Annotated in this window: 19 protein-coding genes; 10 read left to right on the top strand and 9 right to left on the bottom strand. The window is 68.1% G+C overall.

Annotated elements, in window-relative coordinates:
• Position 1: 1 nt before the first annotated feature.
• The gene (locus ACG02S_RS08860) at positions 2-1,390 is read left to right on the top strand and encodes a sensor histidine kinase (protein ID WP_394470071.1); all 1,389 of its coding nucleotides are present in this window, start codon (positions 2-4) and stop codon (positions 1,388-1,390) included.
• Here the strand turns inward: ACG02S_RS08860 and ACG02S_RS08855 are convergent, their stop codons facing one another.
• The 3 genes from ACG02S_RS08855 to trpS are packed head-to-tail and all read right to left on the bottom strand — an operon-like array spanning position 1,391 to position 4,139.
• Entirely contained in the window at positions 1,391-2,734 is a 1,344-nt protein-coding gene (locus ACG02S_RS08855; RefSeq protein WP_394470070.1) for an MATE family efflux transporter, read from the bottom strand. It abuts the gene before it with no gap.
• Positions 2,731-3,141 (bottom strand): DUF3717 domain-containing protein, encoded by a 411-nt coding sequence (locus ACG02S_RS08850; RefSeq protein ID WP_394470069.1) that lies wholly within the window; start codon positions 3,139-3,141, stop codon positions 2,731-2,733. The genes ACG02S_RS08855 and ACG02S_RS08850 overlap by 4 nt, the downstream gene beginning before the upstream one ends.
• The gene (gene trpS / locus ACG02S_RS08845) at positions 3,138-4,139 is read right to left on the bottom strand and encodes a tryptophan--tRNA ligase (RefSeq protein ID WP_394470068.1); all 1,002 of its coding nucleotides are present in this window, start codon (positions 4,137-4,139) and stop codon (positions 3,138-3,140) included. Before trpS ends, ACG02S_RS08850 begins: the two co-directional genes overlap by 4 nt.
• Before the next feature lie 58 nt (positions 4,140-4,197).
• Here trpS and purN point away from each other — a divergent pair, with 58 nt between their 5' ends.
• Positions 4,198-4,830 carry a phosphoribosylglycinamide formyltransferase gene (purN, locus tag ACG02S_RS08840; protein ID WP_394470067.1) on the top strand — a complete coding sequence of 211 codons (633 nt, stop codon included), beginning with the start codon at positions 4,198-4,200 and terminating at the stop codon, positions 4,828-4,830.
• A 101-nt stretch (positions 4,831-4,931) separates the two neighbouring features.
• On the opposite strand, the gene ACG02S_RS08835 is transcribed toward purN, so the two are convergent.
• On the bottom strand, positions 4,932-5,579 hold the full coding sequence (locus tag ACG02S_RS08835) for a DUF1345 domain-containing protein (protein WP_394470066.1): 648 nt from the start codon (positions 5,577-5,579) through the stop codon (positions 4,932-4,934).
• A gap of 35 nt (positions 5,580-5,614) precedes the next feature.
• Between ACG02S_RS08835 and ACG02S_RS08830 the strand changes: the two genes are divergently transcribed.
• The 3 genes from ACG02S_RS08830 (at position 5,615) to ACG02S_RS08820 (ending at position 8,820) form a co-directional block, all read left to right on the top strand.
• The gene (locus ACG02S_RS08830) at positions 5,615-6,877 is read left to right on the top strand and encodes an RsmB/NOP family class I SAM-dependent RNA methyltransferase (protein WP_394470065.1); all 1,263 of its coding nucleotides are present in this window, start codon (positions 5,615-5,617) and stop codon (positions 6,875-6,877) included.
• A gap of 131 nt (positions 6,878-7,008) precedes the next feature.
• A complete protein-coding gene (locus ACG02S_RS08825; RefSeq protein ID WP_394470064.1) occupies positions 7,009-8,220 on the top strand; it encodes a DesA family fatty acid desaturase in 1,212 nt (403 codons plus the stop codon).
• A 114-nt stretch (positions 8,221-8,334) separates the two neighbouring features.
• A complete protein-coding gene (locus ACG02S_RS08820) occupies positions 8,335-8,820 on the top strand; it encodes a DUF3016 domain-containing protein (RefSeq protein ID WP_394470063.1) in 486 nt (161 codons plus the stop codon).
• Positions 8,821-8,908: 88 nt separating this feature from the next.
• Here the strand turns inward: ACG02S_RS08820 and rpmG are convergent, their stop codons facing one another.
• The 3 genes from rpmG to trxB form a co-directional block, all read right to left on the bottom strand.
• Positions 8,909-9,079 carry a 50S ribosomal protein L33 gene (rpmG, locus tag ACG02S_RS08815; RefSeq protein ID WP_025564431.1) on the bottom strand — a complete coding sequence of 57 codons (171 nt, stop codon included), beginning with the start codon at positions 9,077-9,079 and terminating at the stop codon, positions 8,909-8,911.
• A 34-nt stretch (positions 9,080-9,113) separates the two neighbouring features.
• A complete protein-coding gene (rpmB, locus tag ACG02S_RS08810; protein WP_268153841.1) occupies positions 9,114-9,347 on the bottom strand; it encodes a 50S ribosomal protein L28 in 234 nt (77 codons plus the stop codon).
• A 197-nt stretch (positions 9,348-9,544) separates the two neighbouring features.
• Positions 9,545-10,504 (bottom strand): thioredoxin-disulfide reductase, encoded by a 960-nt coding sequence (gene trxB / locus ACG02S_RS08805; RefSeq protein ID WP_394470062.1) that lies wholly within the window; start codon positions 10,502-10,504, stop codon positions 9,545-9,547.
• Positions 10,505-10,676: 172 nt separating this feature from the next.
• On the opposite strand from trxB, the gene ACG02S_RS08800 reads away from it, so the two are divergent.
• Genes ACG02S_RS08800 through ACG02S_RS08780 form a run of 5 tightly spaced genes read left to right on the top strand, consistent with a single transcriptional unit; the run spans position 10,677 to position 16,583 of the window.
• Positions 10,677-11,345 (top strand): Crp/Fnr family transcriptional regulator, encoded by a 669-nt coding sequence (locus ACG02S_RS08800; protein WP_310330243.1) that lies wholly within the window; start codon positions 10,677-10,679, stop codon positions 11,343-11,345.
• A 16-nt stretch (positions 11,346-11,361) separates the two neighbouring features.
• Positions 11,362-13,764 carry a DNA translocase FtsK gene (locus ACG02S_RS08795; RefSeq protein ID WP_394470061.1) on the top strand — a complete coding sequence of 801 codons (2,403 nt, stop codon included), beginning with the start codon at positions 11,362-11,364 and terminating at the stop codon, positions 13,762-13,764.
• Positions 13,761-14,366: an outer membrane lipoprotein periplasmic chaperone LolA gene (gene lolA, locus ACG02S_RS08790; RefSeq protein ID WP_394470060.1), complete on the top strand. Its 606-nt coding sequence runs from the start codon at positions 13,761-13,763 to the stop codon at positions 14,364-14,366. Before ACG02S_RS08795 ends, lolA begins: the two co-directional genes overlap by 4 nt.
• A gap of 5 nt (positions 14,367-14,371) precedes the next feature.
• Positions 14,372-15,697 (top strand): replication-associated recombination protein A, encoded by a 1,326-nt coding sequence (locus tag ACG02S_RS08785; RefSeq protein ID WP_394470158.1) that lies wholly within the window; start codon positions 14,372-14,374, stop codon positions 15,695-15,697.
• Positions 15,675-16,583, top strand: a complete 909-nt coding sequence (locus tag ACG02S_RS08780; RefSeq protein ID WP_394470059.1) for an amino acid ABC transporter substrate-binding protein — start codon at positions 15,675-15,677, stop codon at positions 16,581-16,583. The genes ACG02S_RS08785 and ACG02S_RS08780 overlap by 23 nt, the downstream gene beginning before the upstream one ends.
• Here the strand turns inward: ACG02S_RS08780 and ACG02S_RS08775 are convergent.
• Positions 16,580-17,920 carry a sigma-54-dependent transcriptional regulator gene (locus tag ACG02S_RS08775; RefSeq protein WP_394470058.1) on the bottom strand — a complete coding sequence of 447 codons (1,341 nt, stop codon included), beginning with the start codon at positions 17,918-17,920 and terminating at the stop codon, positions 16,580-16,582. The two genes, ACG02S_RS08780 and ACG02S_RS08775, sit on opposite strands and share 4 nt — an antisense overlap.
• Entirely contained in the window at positions 17,913-19,763 is a 1,851-nt protein-coding gene (locus ACG02S_RS08770) for a sensor histidine kinase (protein ID WP_394470057.1), read from the bottom strand. Before ACG02S_RS08770 ends, ACG02S_RS08775 begins: the two co-directional genes overlap by 8 nt.
• Between the last annotated feature and the right edge of the window lie 295 nt (positions 19,764-20,058).

Below are 20,058 nucleotides of genomic sequence, written 5' to 3'. Positions count from 1 at the left end.
ATTGAAGTCTCTATACGTCCGCATCTATCTGACGCTGGTGGCGCTGCTGCTGGCGTTCGCGTTCGGCTCGGCCTGGCTGTTCCAGCGCCACATCGAGCAGGAGCGCGGCAACGTCGAGATCGCGGCCAACGAGCGCCTGAACGCGATTGCCGACCTGCTGCGGCTGGCGCTGCCGCCGGCCACGGCGCCGCGCGAGCAGCAGGCGGAAGTGTTCAAGGAATGGGGCGGCCGGCTGCGCATGCCGCTGGCGCTGGAGGACGAGCAGGGGCGCATCGCTGCCACCGGATCTTTCCTGCGGCGCGTGGATGACCCTGGCGCCGTCGTGGTGCGCGCCAGCCTGGGAGACGGCCGCAACCTGGATCTGGTGCGCACCATGCGACCGCCCGCCGCGCCGCCGGGGGCCAGCGCGCCGCAGGGGCCGGTGGCCCCGCCCGCGGCGGCCCCGCGGCCCGGCCGGTTTGAAGACGGCGTCTGGAATGGGCCATGGACAGTGCGGCCCGGCACGCCCGGGGCCCCGCAGTTCTCCACGCTGGCGATCGTGCTGGTGCTGCTGTTCGTGGGCGTGGCCGTCGGGGCCTACCCGGTGGTGCGCCGGCTGACGCGCCGGCTGGAATCGCTGAAGCGCGGTGTCGAGCAGTTCGGCGCCGGGCAGTTGCATCACCGCGTGGACGACAGCGGCCGAGACGAGGTCGCCGCGCTGGCCACCAGCTTCAACCAGGCCGCCGCGCGCATCGAGACGCTGCTGCGCTCCCACCAGGCCTTGCTCGCCAATGCCAGCCATGAGCTGCGCTCGCCGCTGGCGCGCCTGAAGATGGCGTTCGCCATGCTGGACGAGGCCGGCCCGGCGCAGCGCGAGAAGCTGGCGCGCGAGATCGACATCAACATTGCCGAGCTGGATGCGCTGGTCGAGGAGGTGCTGCTGGCCAGCCGCCTGGAGGCGGGCAGCTCGCTGGGCGAGATCCACGCCGTGGACCTGCTGGGCCTGGGGGCCGAGGAAGCCGCCTGCGTCGATGCGCCCTTCGAGCCGGAAACCGGCGCCGCCACGGTAGAGGGCCAGGAACGGCTGTTGCGCCGCGCGCTGCGCAACCTGCTGGAGAACGCGCGCCGTTACGGCGGCCCGGATGTGGAGCTGCGCCTGCGCCCGGTGGCGGGCGGCTACGAGTTCGTCGTCGCCGACCGAGGGCCCGGCGTGCCGGCGGAATTGCGCGATCGCATCTTCGAGCCCTTCTACCGCTTGCCCGGCCATGCCGAGATGGCCGGGGGGGTGGGCCTGGGACTGAGCCTCGTCAAGCAGATCGCCGAGCGCCACGGCGGCCACGTGGGCTGCTTGGCGCGCGAGGGCGGCGGCAGCCGCTTTGTGCTGTTCCTGCCGGCGGCGGCGCGCGGCTGATCAGCGGTTCTCGTCGAACACGCGCCTGAGCAGGAGGCCCAGCAGCAACGCCGCCGCCAGCAGCCCTGCCGTGGCGGCCTGCCAGAAGCCCACCGCACCGGCGCCACCCTCGCCGAAGGCCAGGAAGTAGCCACCGCCTATGCCTAGGCCCCACAGCGCGATGACGTAGATGACCATGGGCAGCGTGGCGACCTGGTAGGCGCGCAGCACGTAGGCGGCGACGGTCTGCAGCGCGTCGCCGAGGTGGAAGAACCACACCCACACCAGCAGCGGCAGCGCGGCGGCGGCGGCCTCGGGGTTGGACGTGTACAGCGCCACGATGGGCTCGCGCGCCAGTGCGACGATAGCGCCCAGCCCGGCGGCTACCAGCGAGGCGAGAACCATGGCGTGGCGGCCGACGATGCGCGCGCCGCGCTTGTCGCCCGCGCCCAGGTGCTGGGCCACCAGCGTGCCGGCGGCTGTGGCCAGCGCGAGCGCCGACATGAACATCATCGCGACCAAGTTGACCGCGATCTGGTGCCCGGCCACCGGCGTGGCGCCCAGCCGTGCGATGAAGAAGGCCATGAAGGTGAAGCCGGTCACTTCCACGAGGATGGAGCCACCCATGGGCAGGCCCAGCTTCACGAGACCCAGCAACTCGCGCGCCGCGGGCCGCGTTTGCCACAGCGACGGGATGCGGAAAGGCAGGTAGAAGCGGTCGCGCCGCAGCAGCACCAGTGCAGCAGCGGCCTGCCCGATCATCGCGATGGCGGTGGCCCAGCCGCACCCGGCCACGCCCATCGCGGGAAAGGGGCCCCAGCCGAACACCAGCACCGCGTTCAGCGGCACCTTCGCGGCCAGGCCGGTCAGCTGCATGGCCATGACGGCCTTGGGCCGGCTGACCGCCGTCGAGAAGCCGCGGAAGGCGGTGAACAGCAGCGCCGCTGGCAGCGCGAATGCCTCGGGGCGGGTGTAGGCGCGCACCTTGTCGGCCTGGGTGGCATCCAGCTGGGCCAGCCAGATGAACGGGTCGGGGAACCACAGCATCAGGCAGCCGGGAATGCACAGCAGCACGGCCAACCACTGCGCCTGCACGAAGCTGCGGCCGGCGCCGGGCAGGTCGTCGGCGCCGAACTGCCGGCCGGCGATGGGTCCAACGGCCAGCACGACGCCCATCAGGCCCACGAAGATGGACACGTAGGCGGCCGACCCCACCGCCAGCGCGGCCAGGTCTTGCGGGCCCACGCGACCCATCATCAGCGTGTCCACCGTGCTGAACATCATCACGGCGAGCTGGCCCACCAGCACCGGCCAGGCCTGCGGCACCAGGCGGCCGACGCTGTCGACGAACCGGATCCGGGTCACCTCTGGGCTCTTTCCGCGTACCGGTTGAAGCGCCAGGCCGTGCCCTCCAGGGTGATCCGGTGCCACACGTCGCGCTTCTCGAAGGCGTCGAGCGCTGGCCAGTGCTGGACCTCGTCAAACGTGCGGCCACAGCCTTTGCAGACCGGGTCGCCCTGGGCGGTGGAACAGATGGCGATGCAGGGCGAGTCCGGCGTGGTTTCGTACCAGCTCAGCCAGGCGCCCAGCGCCTTGTCGCTCAGCGCGTCGACGTCGATCACGCTGGCGCGGCTCCACGCGAGCAGCGCGTAGGCCTCGGCCAGGGCGCGCACTTCGGGCGCTGCGCTGATGCCATCGGCGGACGGCGAGCGCCCGCGCCACCAGTTGATGGCGGCCTCGAGATCCGTCACATGAATCGTGTCGGCACTCAAGCGACCAGCCCCATCGCCGCGCGCACCTCACGCAGCGTCTTGCGCGCGACCGCGCGGGCGCGCTCGGTGCCGACCTCCAGCATCCACTGCACCTGCTGGCGGTCCAGCGCGGCGGCGCGTTCGCGCCAGGGCGCCTGTTCCTGCTGGATGGCCTCGATTACCGGCTGCTTGCAGTCCAGACAGCCGATGCTGGCGGTGCGGCAGCCGGTCTCGCAGGCGGCGCGCGTGGCGTCGTCGGTGTAGATCTGGTGCAGCGGCCAGACCGGGCAGCGCGCAGGGTCGCCCGCGTCGCTGCGGCGCACGCGCTGCGGGTCCGTGGGCATGGTGCGGATCTTGGTGGCCGTGACCTCGGGGGCGTCGCGCATCGCGATGGCGTTGTCGCCGCTCTTGCTCATCTTCTGCCCGTCCAGCCCGGGGACGCGGGCGGTCTCGGTCAGCAGCGCCTGCGGTTCCACGAAGATGGGCGCCTCCGCCGCGTACAGCCGATTGAAGCGGCGGCCCACCTCGCGCGTCACCTCCACGTGGGCGGCCTGGTCCTCGCCGACCGGCACGCCAGCGGGCTTGTAGAGCAGGATGTCGGCCGCCTGCAGCAGCGGATAGCCGAGGAAGCCGTAGGTCGCCAGCTCGGGGTCTGCGGCGACCTGGTCCTTGTAGCTGGGCATGCGCGCCAGCCAGCTGGACGGCGTGCACATGGCCAGCAGCGTGAACAGCTCGGCGTGCTCCGGCATGCGGCTCTGCAGGAACAGCGTGCAGCGTTCGGGATCCAGGCCGGCGGCGAGCCAGTCGGTGACCATCTCGTAGACGTGGTGCGACAGCGTCTCGCCGCTGGGGTGGGAGGTGGTCAGCGCATGCCAGTCAGCGACGAAGAAGAAGCCTTCGTGGCTGTCCTGCAGGCGCACCCAGTTCTTGAGGGCGCCGTGGTAGTGGCCGAGATGGAGTGCGCCTGTTGGGCGCATGCCCGACAGCACGCGCGGGCGGGTAAGGACGGGTGTCGTCATGAGGGCGCGGATTGTCGTTCAATGGGCCGCATGCTTCGCCACCCTAAACTGCCGCCCCATGAAGAGGTTGGTGATTCTGATTTCCGGGCGCGGCTCCAACATGGAAGCCATCGTGAAAGCCTGCCACGCCGAAGGCTGGCCCGCAGAGGTGGCCGCCGTCATCAGTAACCGACCCGACGCGGGCGGCCTGCAGTTCGCCGCGCAGCACGGCATTGCTACGGCCGTCGTCGATCACAAGGCCTACGCCAGCCGCGAGGATTTCGACGCCGAGCTGGCCTGTGTCATCGACGGCTTCGCGCCCGACCTGATCGTGCTGGCCGGTTTCATGCGCATCCTGACGCCCGGCTTCACGGCCCGCTATGACCGGCGCATGTTGAACATCCATCCGTCGCTGCTGCCGGCTTTCACCGGCCTGCACACGCATGAGCGCGCGATCGCGATGGGCTGCAAGATCGCCGGCGTGACGGTGCACTTCGTCACCGCCGAGCTGGACCATGGCGCCATCGTCATGCAGGCCGTGGTGCCGGTGCTGCCGGGGGACGATGCGAAGGCGTTGTCTGCCCGCGTGCTGGTGGCCGAGCACCGCATCTATCCGCAGTCGGTGCGCTGGTTCGTGGAAGGTGCGCTGGTGTGGGACGGCGAGCGCGTGGCCCACCGCGACGGCGCGGCGCAGCATCTTTTGCTTGGCTAGAGCCGGCCGAGCGCCGGGCCGCTCCCGAGCCGTCTCCTCAGGGGACCGCCCGGGCTTGCCCGCGTTCAGCGCGGCAGGACTGGGCGAGGGATCCCATCCTTTCAGCTGACAAGTCCGGCCAGGATGTTGATGGACATCGCCAGCACGCCGGTGTTGAAGACAAAGGACAGCAGCGCCTGCAGCAACACCAGCCGGCGCATGGGCCGGGAGCTGACCGCGACGTCCGAGGTCTGCGACGTGGCGGCCACGGTGATCGAGAAGTACAGGAAGTCGCCGTAGTCCGGCGGGCCGTCGTCGCCCGGAAACTCCAGCCCGTGGGCGGCCTCCTTGTCGCCGCGGTGGTACAGGCTTGCGTAGGCGATGCCGAACTCCACCGGCAACAGCAGCCAGGAGCCCGCGACGGTGGCCAGCGCAAACAGCACATGGCCGGGCGCCTGCGCCTGGCGCGCCGCCTGCAACTCCAGCGCGATGGCTGCCAGGCTGGCCAGCGCCCCCAGCGCCGCGAGCAGCAGCATCACCGGCGTGCCTTCGTTGAGGCTGCGGGCGCGGTGTTGCACGTCCTTGGAGCCCGTTCGACCCAGCATCATCCACAGTGCCAGCGGCAGGTAGATCCAGATCACCAGGTTCCAGCCCAGCAGCAGCCGGGTCTGCCAGGCCACTGACCCCGGCCAGAAGAAGGCCAAAAGGCTTCCGACCACCAACGCCGTCATCAGCCGAGGGCGCAGGCGCAACTGGTTCCAGAGATTCATGCGGCGAAGGTGAGGGCGCTTGGGATAATGGCGCGATGCATCCTAATGCCCTGCTGGAGCTGTGCGCCGAGCTGATCGCCGCCGTCAACAAGCTCGACGCGCCGGCCGACGCCACCGTCTCGGCCTTTTTCCGACATCACAAGAACCTGGGTCAGCGCGAGCGCGCCAGCCTGGCCGAGACCGTTTACGCGCTGCTGCGCGAGCGGCTCAAGTTCCAGAACCTGGCGCAAAGCGGGCACGGCCCGGTGCCGCGTCGGCTGGCGATCCTGGCCTGGCGCGGCAACGCCGGCTTCATGCGCGGCGCGCTGAGCCCCGCCGAGCTGCAGTGGCTGGACCAGGTCCAGGCCATCGACCCCCAGAGCCTGCCGGCCAAGCTGCGCCACAACCTGCCTGACTGGCTGGTCGAGCCGCTGCAGGCGCAACTCGGTGACGAGGAATTCTGGAAGCTCGCCGCGGCACTGAACGAGCCGGCGCCGCTGGACCTGCGCGTGAATTCGCTGAAGCTCAAGCGCGAGGAGGCTCAGGCGCAGTTCAAGGAGGCGGGCATCGATGCCGTGCCGACGCCTTACTCGCCGCTGGGCCTGCGCATCGACGGCAAGCCTGCACTGCACAAGATGGCGCTGTTCACCAGCGGTGGCGTGGAGGTGCAGGACGAGGGCAGCCAGCTGCTGGCCTTGTTGCTGGCGCCCAAGCGGGGCGAGATGGTGGTGGACTTCTGCGCCGGTGCCGGCGGCAAGACGCTGGCGCTGGGCGCGCTGATGCGCAACACCGGCCGGCTGTATGCGTTCGACGTGTCTGGCCACCGCCTGGACGCGCTGAAGCCCCGCCTGGCCCGCAGCGGCCTGTCCAACGTCTACCCGGCCCAGATCGCCCATGAGCGCGACGACCGCATCAAGCGCCTGGCCGGAAAGATCGACCGCGTGCTGGTTGACGCGCCGTGCTCGGGCCTGGGCACGTTGCGCCGCAACCCCGACTTGAAATGGCGTCAGACCCCGCAGGCCGTGACGGAACTGCAGGCCAAGCAGCGCGCGATCCTGGCCAGCGCGGCCCGGCTGGTGAAGCCGGGCGGGAGGCTCGTCTACGCGACCTGCAGTCTGCTGGACGCGGAAAACGAGCAGATCGCGGCTGAGTTCGCCGCCGCGCATCCGGATTTCAAGCCGCTGGATGCGGCGGATGCTCTGGCTCGCTCGCAGGTCGAGCAGGCCGCTGGCCTGACCCAGAAAGGCGCACTGCGTCTGTGGCCGCACCGTCACGCGACCGACGGATTCTTCGCCGTCGCCTGGGAGCGAGCCGCTTGACGGCCATCAAGGAACGCGTCGATTCGCACGACACCGGTCTGAATACGCGCCACGTCGCCCCTTGAATTTGGGGGCACTCCTCTACAATTCAGGTTCCTTCGCATGGCCCCACGGGGTGAGGTTCTGGACGCATGAACGCATTTTTCGACGCGCTGCTGGATTGGGTGGCCCATGGCTTCGCCGATTTCAGCGTCTGGCAGCTGGTGATCTACGCCCTCGTGGTGACGCACATCACGATTGCTGCCGTCACGATCTTCTTGCATCGCGCGCAGGCTCATCGTGCGCTGGACCTGGGACCCATCCCCTCGCACTTCTTCCGCTTCTGGCTGTGGATGACCACCGGCATGGTCACGCGTGAGTGGGTTGCCATCCACCGCAAGCACCACGCCAAGTGCGAGACCGAGGAAGACCCGCACAGCCCGCAGACCCGCGGCCTGAAGAAGGTGTTGGCTGAGGGCGCCGAGCTTTACCGCGCCGAGGCCAAGAACGCCGAGACCATCGCCAAGTACAGCCGCGGCACGCCCGAGGACTGGATCGAGCGCAACCTGTACACGAAGCACAGCGCACTGGGTGTGTCGCTGATGCTGATCATCAACGTGACGCTGTTCGGCGCCATCGGCGCCACCATCTGGGCCCTGCAGATGGCGTGGATCCCGATCTGGGCCGCCGGCGTCGTCAACGGCATCGGCCACTACTGGGGCTATCGCAACTTCGAAGCGCCCGATGCCTCGACGAACCTGACGCCCTGGACGCTGATCATCGGCGGCGAGGAACTGCACAACAACCACCACACCTACCCGACGTCGGCCAAGTTCTCCGTCAAACCCTACGAGTTCGACATCGGCTGGCTGTACATCCGTGTGTTGGAGACGCTGGGCATGGCCAAGGTCCGCAAGACTGCGCCCAAGCTGAGCCTGGGCGAGATCAAGCCTGCCGACGCCCGCACGCTGGAGGCGTTGATCGCCAACCGCTACGAAGTCATGGCCAGCTACGCCCGGGGCCTGAAGTCGGCCTGTGCGGCCGAACTCGAGAAGATCAAGGCCGAAGGTGGCAAGCACACGGAGCGCTTCGCGCAGTTCAAGCTGGCCACCCGCTGGCTGCACCGCGACGAGGAGCGCATCCCCGCCGACGTTCATGGCTATCTGGCCAACGCGCGTGCCGCCAGCCCCGTCATCGACAAGCTGGTGACGATGCGCGAGGAACTGCGCCAGATGTGGACCCGCACCAACGTGTCGGCCGAGCAGTTGGTCGCCGACCTGCAGGCCTGGTGCCGTCGCGCCGAAGAGAGCGGTATTGCCGAACTGCAGGCGTTCTCGATACGTCTGCGCGCCGCTCACGCCTGACCCTGCCAGTCTCAGGGCCGGCGGTTTCGCCGGTGTAAAGGGCGCCTCACGAGGCGCCCTTTTTCATACGCTGGCCTAGACTCATCGCCTCTAGCCATTGATAGGAGTCATGCCATGAAGCATCTCTGGATCGCGCCCGCGCTGCTGATCGCAGCCGCAGCAGCGCATGCCGACGTGAAGGTCACGTTCGTGCAAACGGACAAGTTCTCCGACATCAAGGACAACAGCGGTTTCCGGGATGAGACTGTGCTGAAGGACATCGAGGCGCATCTCGTTGAACAGGCGCAGAAGCGGCTGCCCGGCCGTGACGTGACGATCGAGGTGACCGATGTGAACCTGGCGGGTGATGTCGAGCCTGTCGGGCACAACGCGCAGTGGATACGCGTGATGCGCACCGTGACGCTGCCGTCCTTGTCGATGAAGTACACCGTCAGCGAAGGTGGCAAGGTGGTCAAGCAGGGCGAGACCCTGCTGCGGGACATGAACTACCAGGACGGGTTCAACCGCTATTCCAGCGGCGACCCGCTGCGCTACGAGAAGCGCATGATCGACAACTGGTTTGATCGCGAGTTCCGCGCACCGGTCACGGCCTCGAAGTGAGATCCTGAAATGACAAAACCCGCCAGCGGTGCCGCTTGGCGGGTTTCGTTTTGGAAACCGCGGCGCCCTCAAGCACCGCAGCGCTGAATCACTTCAGCTTGATTTCCTTGTACAGCACGTGCTTGCGTGCCTTGGGGTCGAACTTCATGAATTCCAGCTTTTCGGGCGTGGTCTTCTTGTTCTTGTTCGTGGTGTAGAAGTGGCCGGTGCCCGCAGTGGACTCCAGCTTGATCTTCTCGCGGCCGCCTTTGGATGCCATGGTCGTATTCCTTCAGTAGGTCAGTGGGCGACGATCAGAGCTCGCCCTTGGCGCGCAGATCGGCGACGACTTGGTCGATGCCGACCTTGTCGATCAGACGCAGAGCGGCGTTGCTGATGCGCAGGCGCACCCAACGGTTTTCCGATTCCACGAAGAAACGGCGGTACTGCAGGTTCGGCAGGAACCGGCGCTTGGTTTTATTGTTGGCATGGGAAACATTGTTCCCGACCATGGGCTTCTTGCCCGTGACTTGACAGACGCGTGCCATACGCTTCTCCACTCTGACGTTTGACCAGTTGCACGAGGCGTCCCACGCAACCCTTTGACCGCAATGCCTGCTAGTCCAGCGCCTGAAACGAGTTTCAGAGCCAGATGCGGTCCATCCGGCAGGCAAGCCCGCGAGTATAGCGGAAAACCCGAGAGACAGAAATGGCGCTCACCAGGCGCCGTCGTTCAACCGCCGGGTCAGCCGTTTTCCTGCTCCAGGAAGCGTTGCGCGTCCAGGGCGGCCATGCAACCCGTGCCGGCGCTGGTGATGGCCTGGCGGTAGATGTGGTCCTGCACGTCGCCGGCGGCGAACACACCGGGCACGCTGGTCATCGTCGCGAAGCCGTTGAGACCGCTGCGGGTGACGATGTAGCCGTCCTTCATCTCCAGCTGGCCCTGGAAGATGTCCGTGTTGGGATGGTGGCCAATGGCGATGAAGCAGCCGTGCACAGGGATGTCGGTCTTGCTGCCGTCTTTCACGTTGACCGTGCGCACGCCCGTCACGCCGGATGCATCACCTAGCACCTCTTCCAGTTGCTGGAACACGTGCAGCTTCATCTTGCCGGAGGCGACCTTGTCCATCAGCTTGTCGACAAGGATAGGTTCGGCGCGGAACTTGTCGCGGCGGTGGATCAGGTGGACGGTGCTGGCGATGTTGGACAGGTACAGCGCCTCCTCGACGGCCGTGTTGCCGCCACCCACCACGCAGACTTCCTGGCCGCGGTAGAAGAAGCCGTCGCAGGTCGCACAGCCGCTGACGCCGCGGCCCATGAAGGACTGCTCCGATTCCAGCCCCAGGTACTTGGCGGAAGCGCCGGTCGCGATGATGAGTGCGTCGCAGGTGTAGGTGCCGCTGTCCCCCACCAGCGTGAACGGGCGCTTGGAGAAGTCGACGCTGTTGATGTGGTCGAACACGATCTGCGTCTGGAAGCGCTCGGCATGCTGCTGGAAGCGTTGCATCAGCTCAGGACCCTGCACACCCATCACATCGGCCGGCCAGTTGTCGACCTCGGTCGTCGTCATCAACTGGCCGCCCTGCGCCATGCCCGTGATCAACGTGGGCTTCAGGTTGGCGCGGGCCGCGTAAATGGCAGCCGTGTAGCCGGCCGGGCCGGAGCCGAGGATGAGCAGGCCGTGGTGTTGGATGTTTGCGGTCATGGCGGGGAAGTGAGGGCTGCGGGCGGGCTTGCAAGCGTCCTCTGAGGGGCTCTGGGGTGAAAACCCCAAGCTCGTTCATTGAGGCAAGCCCTGCCACATGTGCAAAATGCACGCCATTCTAGGCAGGCGTCTTTCACCGCGCCCGCCTCGCGCTCAAACCTGGAGACTGCACATGGCGATGATTTCGAACCTGGACCTGATCCGACGGGTGCCGCTGTTTTCGATGCTGACCACGGACCAGGCCCAGTCCATTGCCGATAGCGTCGTCAAGCGCCGTTTCAAGCGCGGCGAGCTGATCGTCGAGCAAGGCACCAAGTCCAACGCGCTGTTCATCCTGCTGAACGGACGCGCCCGCGTGCTGACGGCCGACCACCGCGGCCGCGAGGTCATCCTGGCCGTGCTGCAGTCGGGCGATTACGTCGGCGAGATGAGCCTGATCGACAACGAGCCGCATTCGGCCACGGTCCGTGCCGAGGTGCAGACCGACATGCTGGTGCTGGGCCGCCTGGAGTTCGCGCGCTGTCTGCCCGAAGGCAGCAGCCTTGCCTACGGCATCCTGCGCGGGCTGGTGGCGCGGCTGCGCAATGCCGACCGCCAGATCGAGTCGCTGGCGCTGCTGGACGTGTACGGCCGCGTGGCGCGCACGCTGCTCGACATGGCCGAGGACGAGAAGGGCATCAAGATCATCCGCGGCAAGGTCTCGCGCCAGGACATGGCCAAGGTCGTCGGCGCATCGCGCGAGATGGTCAGCCGGGTCATGAAGGACCTCGAAGAGCGCGGCGTCATCGAAACGCTTGAGAACGGTTCGGTGGTCATCAAGGAACGCCTGACCCACGATTGACGGTGACAATGCGGGGATGAGTTTTCCCCTCGGTTCCCTGCTGGGTGGCGCCGATGCGGCCGGTGCCGCCAGCGAAGCCGCCAGCCCGTCCAAACCCACGCGCCGCCAAGCGCCCAAGCGAGAGCCCGCGCCGCCGTCGGCCGCATCGAGGCTGCTGCGCACGCCGCTGTGGCTGGCGTTGACGGCCATCGCGCTCGCGCTGCTGCTGCTGGCGTTTGCCACGCACGACCTGCGCGACGCCGCTTTCAGCACCAGCGGCCAGCACGACCGCATCGCGAACCGCGTGGGCGGCGTCGGCGCCTGGGTGTCGGACGGCCTGCTGTACCTGTTCGGTTTCTCCGCCTGGTGGCTGCCGCTGCTGGCCTTGCGCGGCTGGCTGCGCAGCCTGGCCGGCCTGCTGCGCCATGACGTTGAAGCCGCGCCGCGCTGGAGCCAGCGCCTGCGCTGGTGGGCTGGCGTTGTGCTGCTGGTCGCTGCCAGCTGTGCGCTGGAGTGGAGCCGGTTGTACGCGCTGGAGCCGCGCCTGCCGGGCGCCGCCGGCGGCATTGTGGGTTATGCGCTTGGCCCACTGGGCATGAAGGGCCTGGGTTTTGCCGGCTCGGGCGTGGTCTGGATCGTGCTGCTGCTGACCGGCATGTCGTGGGCGCTGCGCTTCTCGTGGGGCCATCTTGCCGAGCGCATTGGCGAGCGCATCGAGCAGCTGCGCGAGCAGCAGATCGAAAAGCGCGAGATCAAGGCCGACCAGAAAGCCGGCCAGCAGGCCGTCAAGGAGCGCGAGCACGAAGTCGAGGTGGAACGCGAGGCCGAGCGCCAGCTGGAGCGCGACCTCGGCATCGAACACGACGTGCCGCTGGTCATCGAGGCGCCGGTCGTCGAGGTGCCGCAGTCCACGCGCGTGGCCAAGGAGCGGCAGCAGACGCTGTTCATCGATGCCGGCGACGCCAAGTTGCCGCAGGTCGACCTGCTGGATGCCGCACCCGGCCGCCAAGAGACGGTGACGCCCGAGTCGCTGGAGATGACCAGCAGGCTCATCGAGAAGAAGCTGCGCGACTTCGGCGTGGAGGTGCACGTCGTCGCGGCCCAGCCGGGCCCGGTGATCACCCGCTACGAGATCGAGCCGGCGACCGGCGTGAAGGGCTCGCAGATCGTCGGCCTGGCCAAGGATCTGTCGCGGTCCTTGAGCCTGGTGTCCATCCGCGTCGTCGAGACCATCCCGGGCAAGAACTACATGGCGCTGGAACTGCCCAACGCGCGGCGTCAGACCATCCGTCTGTCCGAGATTCTCGGCTCTCAGGTGTATGCCGATGCGGCCTCCATGCTGACCATGGGCCTGGGCAAGGACATCGTCGGCCTTCCGGTCGTCGCGGACCTCGCCAAGATGCCGCATTGCCTGGTGGCCGGCACGACCGGTTCCGGCAAGTCGGTGGGCATCAACGCGATGATCTTGAGCCTGCTCTACAAGGCCGAAGCGCGCGATGTGCGGCTCATCCTCATCGATCCCAAGATGCTGGAGATGAGCGTCTACGAGGGCATCCCGCACCTGCTGGCGCCGGTCGTCACCGACATGAAGCAGGCCGGCAACGCGCTGAACTGGTGTGTCGGCGAGATGGAGCGGCGCTACAAGCTCATGTCCAAGATGGGCGTGCGCAACCTGGCCGGCTACAACAAGAAGATCGACGAAGCGAAAGCCAACGGCATCAGCATCCCGAACCCGTTCGCGCTGAACAACGACGACCCCGAGCCGCTGGAGCGCCTGCCGTTCATCGTCGTCGTCATCGACGAACTGGCCGACCTGATGATGGTCGTCGGCAAGAAGATCGAGGAGTTGATTGCCCGCCTGGCACAGAAGGCGCGTGCTGCCGGCATCCACCTGATCCTCGCCACGCAGCGGCCGTCCGTGGACGTCATCACCGGCCTCATCAAGGCCAACATCCCGACCCGGCTGTCCTTCCAGGTCAGCTCCAAGATCGACAGCCGCACCATCCTCGATCAGATGGGCGCCGAGGCGCTGCTGGGCATGGGCGACATGCTGTACATGCCGTCGGGCACGGGTCTGCCGATCCGCGTGCACGGCGCCTTTGTCAGCGACGAAGAGGTGCACCGCGTTGTGGAGTACATCAAGTCCCAGGGTGAACCCAACTACATCGAAGGCATCCTTGAAGGCGGCGTGCTCGACGGAATTGACGGTGAAGCGCCGGCGCCGGGGGAGTCCGCAGGCGAGGCCGACCCCATGTATGACCAGGCCGTCGCCATCGTCCTACAGCATCGCAAGGCGTCCATCTCTCTCGTGCAGCGCCATCTGCGCATAGGCTACAACCGCGCCGCGCGGCTGCTGGAACAGATGGAGAAGTCTGGACTGGTGGGCTCGTTGGCGTCCAACGGCAGCCGTGAACTGATTGTCCCGAAGCGAGACGAATGAAGAAACACCTGATCGCCCTGACGCTGCTGATGAGCGGCATTGCCCACGCCGACGCCGTCGATGCCCTGCGCGACTTCGGCCGCGACGTGAAGAGCGGCAAGGCCAACTTCACGCAGACGGTCACGTCGCCCGATGGCAAGCGCAAGAAGGTGTCCAGCGGCAGCTTCGAGTTCCAGCGGCCCAACCGTTTCCGCTTTGCCTATGCCAAGCCGTTTGAGCAGACCATCGTGGCCGATGGCACCAAGGTCTGGATTTTTGACGCCGACTTGAACCAGGCCAGCTCCCGCAAGCTGGCCGATGCGCTGGGCGCCACGCCCGCTGCCTTGCTGGCTGGCACCGACCTGGAGCGCGACTTCACACTCAAGGCCGCGGCGGCCGAGGGCGGGCTGGAGTGGGTGCAGGCCGTACCCAAGCAGGCCGAGTCCACCATCCAGACGCTGAAGCTGGGCTTCAAAGGCAAGGATCTGGCCGCGATGGAAATCGTCGACGGCTTCGGCCAGCGCTCGCGGCTGGACTTCAGCGCCGTGCAAGCCAACGTTGCGCTGGCCGCTGATCGCTTCCAGTTCAAGCTGCCGGCCGGGGCCGACCTGATCGAGCAGTGAACTCGCTGTTCGACGACGAGCCACTGCCCGACGCCGCCCCCGCGCCGGCGGCGCCGCTCGCTGGCGTGCCGTTGGCCGAGCGTCTGCGGCCACGCACGCTGGATGAAGTCATCGGCCAGCGCCACCTGCTGGGCCCCGGGATGCCGCTGCGCGTCGCCTTCGACGCCGGTCGGTTGCACAGCATGATCCTGTGGGGCCCGCCCGGCGTCGGCAAGACCACGCTGGCGCGGCTGATGGCGGGGTCGTTCGATGCGCAGTTCATCGCCATCTCGGCGGTTCTGGGTGGCGTCAAGGATATCCGCGAGGCCGTTGAGCGTGCGCAGGTTGCTGCAGCGCAGGGTAGGCGCACGGTCGTGTTCGTCGATGAGGTCCACCGCTTCAACAAGGCGCAGCAGGACGCCTTCCTGCCGCATGTCGAGGCCGGCCTGTTCACGTTCATCGGCGCGACGACCGAGAACCCCAGCTTCGAAGTCAATTCGGCGCTGCTGTCGCGTGCAACGGTGCAGGTGCTGAAGAGCCTGGATGCCGAAGAGCTGGGTCAGCTCATCGAGCGAGGTTCGGCCGAACTGGGCATCGCGCCGCCCACGCCGGAAGCTGCGCAGCGCCTCATCGGCTATGCCGACGGCGACGCGCGCCGACTGCTGAATGCGTTCGACACGTCGGCGTCGCTCGCGCAGGGCGCGCAGATCGATGAGACCTTGCTGGAGCGCGCGCTGGGTGAGCAACTGCGCCGTTATGACAAGGGCGGCGACCAGTTCTACGACGTCATCTCGGCGCTGCACAAGTCCGTGCGTGGCAGCAACCCGGACGGCGCGCTGTACTGGTTCGCGCGCATGCTGGACGGTGGCGTGGACGCGCGCTACATCTCGCGCCGGCTGATCCGCATGGCCAGCGAGGACATCGGTCTGGCCGACCCGCGTGCGCTGCGCATCGCGCTGGACGCGGCTGAGGCTTATGAGCGGCTGGGCTCGCCCGAGGGCGAGCTGGCGCTGGCCGAGGCCGTCGTCTACCTCGCCGTCGCGGCCAAGAGCAATGCCGTCTACAAGGCCTTCAATGAGGTCAAGGCCTTCATCAAGCAAGACCAGTCGCGACCGGTGCCCGTGCACCTGCGCAACGCGCCCACCAAGCTGATGAAGGAACTGGGCTACGGGCACGCCTACCGCTACGCGCACGATGAACCCAATGCCTACGCGGCTGGGGAGCAGTACCTGCCGGACGGGCTGGAAGGGCAGGGCTGGTACGCCCCCGTGCCGCGCGGCCTGGAGTCGCGCATTGCCGACAAGCTGGCCGAGCTACGACGGCTGGACGATGAAGCGTCTGCTGGCGCTTAGTCTGGCGTTCGGCGCGGTGCTGCTGGGCCTGGCGGCCCACGCGGCGGATGGCCCCACGCTGACCCGCGTGCGCGACACCGGTGTCATCGTCCTCGGCCACCGCGCGGATTCGCTGCCGTTCTCGTTCCTGGACGCCCAACTGCGGCCCACCGGCTACAGCATCGAGCTGTGCGAGCGCATCGTGGCGGCCGTGCGCGCCCGGCTGCAACTGCCCGATCTCGAAGTGCGCCGCGTCGAAGTGGCGTCGGCCACGCGCATGCCGCTGGTAGCCAACGGCACGCTGGACCTGGAATGCGGCATCACCACGCACAACGCGGAGCGCGAGCGCACGCAGGCCTTCTCGCTGACGACTTTCGTCGCCGAGACGCGGCTGCTGACGCGCGGCCCCGAGCGCGTGCAGGGCCTGGCCGACCTGCGCGGCCAAACGGTCGCGACGACGGTCGGCACGACCAGCATCCAGCACCTCGCCAAGGTCAACGAGCAGCAGGGCTTGAGCATCCACATCCTGGGTGGGTTGGACGACCCCGAGGGCTTCCAGCTGCTGAAGAGTGGTCGCGCCAAGGCCTTCCTGATGGACGACGTGCTGCTGCGCGCTCTGTTGGCCCAGCAGGGCACCGGTGCGGCGGCGTACCGCATTTCCGAACGCGCGCTGACCATCGAACCCTATGCCCTGGGCCTGCGCCGCGACGACCCGCAGTTCAAGGCGCTGGTGGACGAGGTGCTGGCCGGGCTCTACCGCAGCGGCGAGATCCACGCGATCTACCGCCGCTGGTTCGAGTCGCCGCTGCCCAACTCGGGGCTGAACCTGAAGCTGCCGATGAGCGCGGCCTTCCGCCGCGTCATCGCGAATCCGACCGACTCGCCCGATCCCGAGCACTACCGCTAGCGAAAATCATCCAGCACGATGCCGTGCCGGTGCAGCTTGTCGTACAGCGTCTTGCGCGGCGTTCCCAGCAGCTCCATCGCCGCGGGCACCTTGCCGCCGCAGCGGCGCAGCGCCTGTTCGATCAGCGTCTTCTCGACGAGATCCATCTGCCGCGCCAGGTTCAGCGCCGGCACGGCCTGCAGCGCCGCCTGCGGGTCCAGGTCGTCCAGCGCCAGCACGAAACGGTCGGCCGCGTTGCGGATCTCACGCACGTTGCCGGGCCAGTCGTGCGCCATCAGCTCGCGCAGCTTCTCGGGTGTCAGCTCGGGCGCTTCGCGCTCGTAGCGCGCGCAGGCCTGGGCCACGAAGTGCTCGAACAGCAGCGGGATGTCTTCGCGGCGCTCGCGCAGCGGCGGCAGGTTCAGCGTCGCGATGTTGAGGCGGTAGTAGAGGTCGTTGCGAAACTCGCCGCGCTGGGCCTGCTCGCGCAGGTCGCCTTTGCTGGCGGCGATGAAGCGCACGTTGATGGGCAGCTCCTCGTTGGAGCCCAGCCGCTCCACGCGGCGCTCCTGCAGCACGCGCAGCAGCTTGATCTGCAGCGCGACGGGCATGGTCTCGATCTCGTCCAGCAGCAGCGTGCCGCCGTTGGCATGCTCGATCTTGCCGATGCGGCGCTTGGCCGCGCTGGTGAACGAGCCGGGCTCGTGGCCGAACAGCTCGCTTTCGAAGAGCGCTTCGGGCAGGCCGCCGCAGTTGATGGCGACGAAGTGGCGGTCCCGCCGCGCGCTCTGGTCGTGCAGGCAGCGCGCTACCAGCTCCTTGCCGGTGCCGGTCTCGCCGACGATGAGCACGTCGGCCGAGGTGCCGGCCAGGTTCAGCACCTGGCGGCGCAGCTGCTGCATGGCCGGTGACTGGCCCAGCAGCGCGGCCTCGATACCGCTGGCGCGCTGCAGTTGCTGGCGCAGCTCGTCGGCCGAGTGGCGCAGTGAGCGCAGGTCCAGCGCGCGGCGGGCTACGTCGATGAGGCGCTCGGGCGCAAAGGGCTTCTCGATGAAGTCGTAGGCGCCGGCGCGCATGGCTTGCACGGCCATGGTCACATCGCCGTGTGCGGTGATGAGGATGACGGGAATGCGGGCATCCGTCGCCTGCGCGTGCGCCAGCAGCGCGCGACCATCCATGCCGGGCAGGCGAACGTCGGTGATGAGGATGATCTGCGCGCCCGGTTGGACGTGCGGCAGCGCCTCCTCCGCGCTGCGACAGGGCACGACGGTGAAGCCCTCCAGCTCCAGCGTCTGCGTCAGGCTGACGCGTACTGGCAGGTCGTCCTCGACGAACACGACCTTGTAGCCCTCAAACATCTTGCGAATCTCCTGTCGCGTCCCACGTGTCGACCGCGAGGTCGAATTCGAAACTCATGCCGTGCTCCAGCCGCTCGGCGCGCAGCGTGCCGCCGAACTCATGCACGATCTTGGCTGAAATGACGAGGCCGAGGCCCAGCCCTTCGCCGGCCGGCTTGGTGGTGAAGAAGGGCTCGAACAGCCGCGCCAGGTCGGCGTCGCTGACGCCGGCGCCGCTGTCCTGCACGCGCACCAGCGCCCGCTGGCCGCCGTCTTGGGCCAGCACGCGCACCACCAGCCGGCGCTCGGCCTCGTTTTGCATCGCGTCGAGTGCGTTGCCGAACAGGTTGACCAGGACCTGCTCCAGCCGGTTGGGCTCGGCGCGCACGCGCAGGCCTACGGGCACCTCCACGTCGGCGGTGGCGTGCAGCAGTCGGCTGCGGTGCTCTAGCAACAGCAGCGCGGCGCGCACGCAGTCCAGCAGCGACGCGCTGCCGACGCCCCGCTCGTCGGACTTGCGCGCAAAGCTCTTCAGCTGGCGCGTGATCTGGCTCATGCGCTCGACCATGTCGTCCATCAGCTGCAGATTGGTGGCCACGGCGTCCTGACGACCGTTCTCCAGCAGCCGGATGGAATTGCGCGCCAGCGCGCGCAGCGCCGTCAGCGGCTGGTTGACCTCGTGCGACAGCCCGGCCGACATCTGGCCCAGCACGGCCAGCTTGCTGGTCTGCAGCAGCTCGCCCTCGGTCTGCAGGCGCTGGGCGATCTGGGTCTTCAGTGCGTCGTTGGTCTGGCGCAGCTCGGCCGTGCGGCTGTCCACCAGCTGCTCTAGCTGAGCATGAGCCTGGCGCAATTCGGCCTGCGTCTGCGTGAGCTGGCGCAGCGCCCGGCGGCGCGACGACAGGTACAGCACCAACAGCCCGATGCTGGCACCGCCCGCGGCGCCGCCCCAGGCCGCCAGCCGGGCCTGGCGGCGCACCTCGCCCAGGTCCGACAGGGCCACCAACCGCAGGCCCAGCGGCAGGATCTGGCGCTGCTGCGCCAGCAGCGCGGGCGCGCCGGGCAGGCTCACGGGCGTGCCTTCGTGGGCCTGCAGCGTGGCGGGCAGGTCCAGGTCCGGGCCGATGTCCTGCGGGTAGCGCGCACTGGCCTGCAGCGCCGCGCGGCGCGACGGGTCGGCACGGTCCAGCACCGCGTACTTCCAGGCCTGCTCGGAACTCATGATGACCACGTCCTGATCGTCCGCCACGAGGATGCGCTCGCGCTGCGTGCGCAGGCCCATATCCACCCAGGTGGCCTCCAGCGGCGCGAGGTTGAAGCGCACCACGATGACACCCACGGTGCGGCCTTGCTGGCGCAGGGGGTGCAGCATGTAGAAGTCCGTGCTGCCCGTCTTGTCGTCGGCGGCGAAGAACTGGCTGCGCTCCTGCGCCATGGCTTCTCGCAGGCGTGCCGGTGGCGTCAGCGTCTCGCTGGCCGACAACACCTGCCCCTGCGCATCGGTGACGAAGATCTGGTGGGTGCCGGCCCGCACGTTGATGCGCGCCAACATCTGGCCAGCCTGCAGGCGGCGTTGCGTGTCGCCCGGCGCGGCGACCAGTGCCTGCAGCGTGGGGTCGATGGCGAGCAGGCTGGGCAGGTAGGCATGCCGGCCGAGCTCGGCGGCGAGGTTGGACGCGTACAACTCCAGCCGCTCGGTGCTCAGCGCCGACAGCTGCTCGCGACCGCTGCGCTCGCTCAGGATGTGCGCGAGCGTGAAGCCCAGCGCCATCAGGAGGCCGGTCAGGAACAGATGGAAGCCCGGCCGGCCCAGCAGCCGGGCCAGGTGCATCGCGCGCGGGCGGAAAGGGGCGGGCACAAGCATGACGAGGAGGCGCCAGTGTGCCCATGTGGGGAGCGCTGCGGCAGGCTGGCGCGCGGTTTTTTCAGGGGTGGCGGAAAGTCGCCCGGTGCGCGTGCGGTTTGTGCGGATTTCCGCCCACTCGTCGGCGGTCGACACTCGTGAAATCCGACCTTGACCGGTGGCGCGGGACGGATCGAGCGCCAGAGCGTTTCAACCGGTCGGTGAATACCCTTGAAACAGGCCGATTGGCACGAGGGTTGCGATCACAGCCCTGTCGCGTGGCGCATGCTGCGCCCCATAAATTTTCTGGAGCCCT

It is taken from the genome of Pelomonas dachongensis, from assembly GCF_043555865.1.
Lineage (GTDB): Bacteria > Pseudomonadota > Gammaproteobacteria > Burkholderiales > Burkholderiaceae_C > Pelomonas > Pelomonas dachongensis.
Note: the sequence above shows the minus strand (reverse complement) of the source record. Positions and strands in the feature narration are given on the sequence as shown.

Coding starts and splice junctions, on each gene's coding strand:
- trpS (WP_394470068.1), bottom strand. CDS start 4,139: ATGACGACACCCGTCCTTACCCGCCCGCGCGTGCTGTCGGGCATGCGC.
- purN (WP_394470067.1), top strand. CDS start 4,198: ATGAAGAGGTTGGTGATTCTGATTTCCGGGCGCGGCTCCAACATGGAA.
- ACG02S_RS08835 (WP_394470066.1), bottom strand. CDS start 5,579: ATGAATCTCTGGAACCAGTTGCGCCTGCGCCCTCGGCTGATGACGGCG.
- ACG02S_RS08830 (WP_394470065.1), top strand. CDS start 5,615: ATGCATCCTAATGCCCTGCTGGAGCTGTGCGCCGAGCTGATCGCCGCC.
- ACG02S_RS08825 (WP_394470064.1), top strand. CDS start 7,009: ATGAACGCATTTTTCGACGCGCTGCTGGATTGGGTGGCCCATGGCTTC.
- ACG02S_RS08820 (WP_394470063.1), top strand. CDS start 8,335: ATGAAGCATCTCTGGATCGCGCCCGCGCTGCTGATCGCAGCCGCAGCA.
- rpmG (WP_025564431.1), bottom strand. CDS start 9,079: ATGGCATCCAAAGGCGGCCGCGAGAAGATCAAGCTGGAGTCCACTGCG.
- rpmB (WP_268153841.1), bottom strand. CDS start 9,347: ATGGCACGCGTCTGTCAAGTCACGGGCAAGAAGCCCATGGTCGGGAAC.
- trxB (WP_394470062.1), bottom strand. CDS start 10,504: ATGACCGCAAACATCCAACACCACGGCCTGCTCATCCTCGGCTCCGGC.
- ACG02S_RS08800 (WP_310330243.1), top strand. CDS start 10,677: ATGGCGATGATTTCGAACCTGGACCTGATCCGACGGGTGCCGCTGTTT.
- ACG02S_RS08795 (WP_394470061.1), top strand. CDS start 11,362: ATGAGTTTTCCCCTCGGTTCCCTGCTGGGTGGCGCCGATGCGGCCGGT.
- lolA (WP_394470060.1), top strand. CDS start 13,761: ATGAAGAAACACCTGATCGCCCTGACGCTGCTGATGAGCGGCATTGCC.
- ACG02S_RS08780 (WP_394470059.1), top strand. CDS start 15,675: ATGAAGCGTCTGCTGGCGCTTAGTCTGGCGTTCGGCGCGGTGCTGCTG.
- ACG02S_RS08775 (WP_394470058.1), bottom strand. CDS start 17,920: ATGTTTGAGGGCTACAAGGTCGTGTTCGTCGAGGACGACCTGCCAGTA.
- ACG02S_RS08770 (WP_394470057.1), bottom strand. CDS start 19,763: ATGCTTGTGCCCGCCCCTTTCCGCCCGCGCGCGATGCACCTGGCCCGG.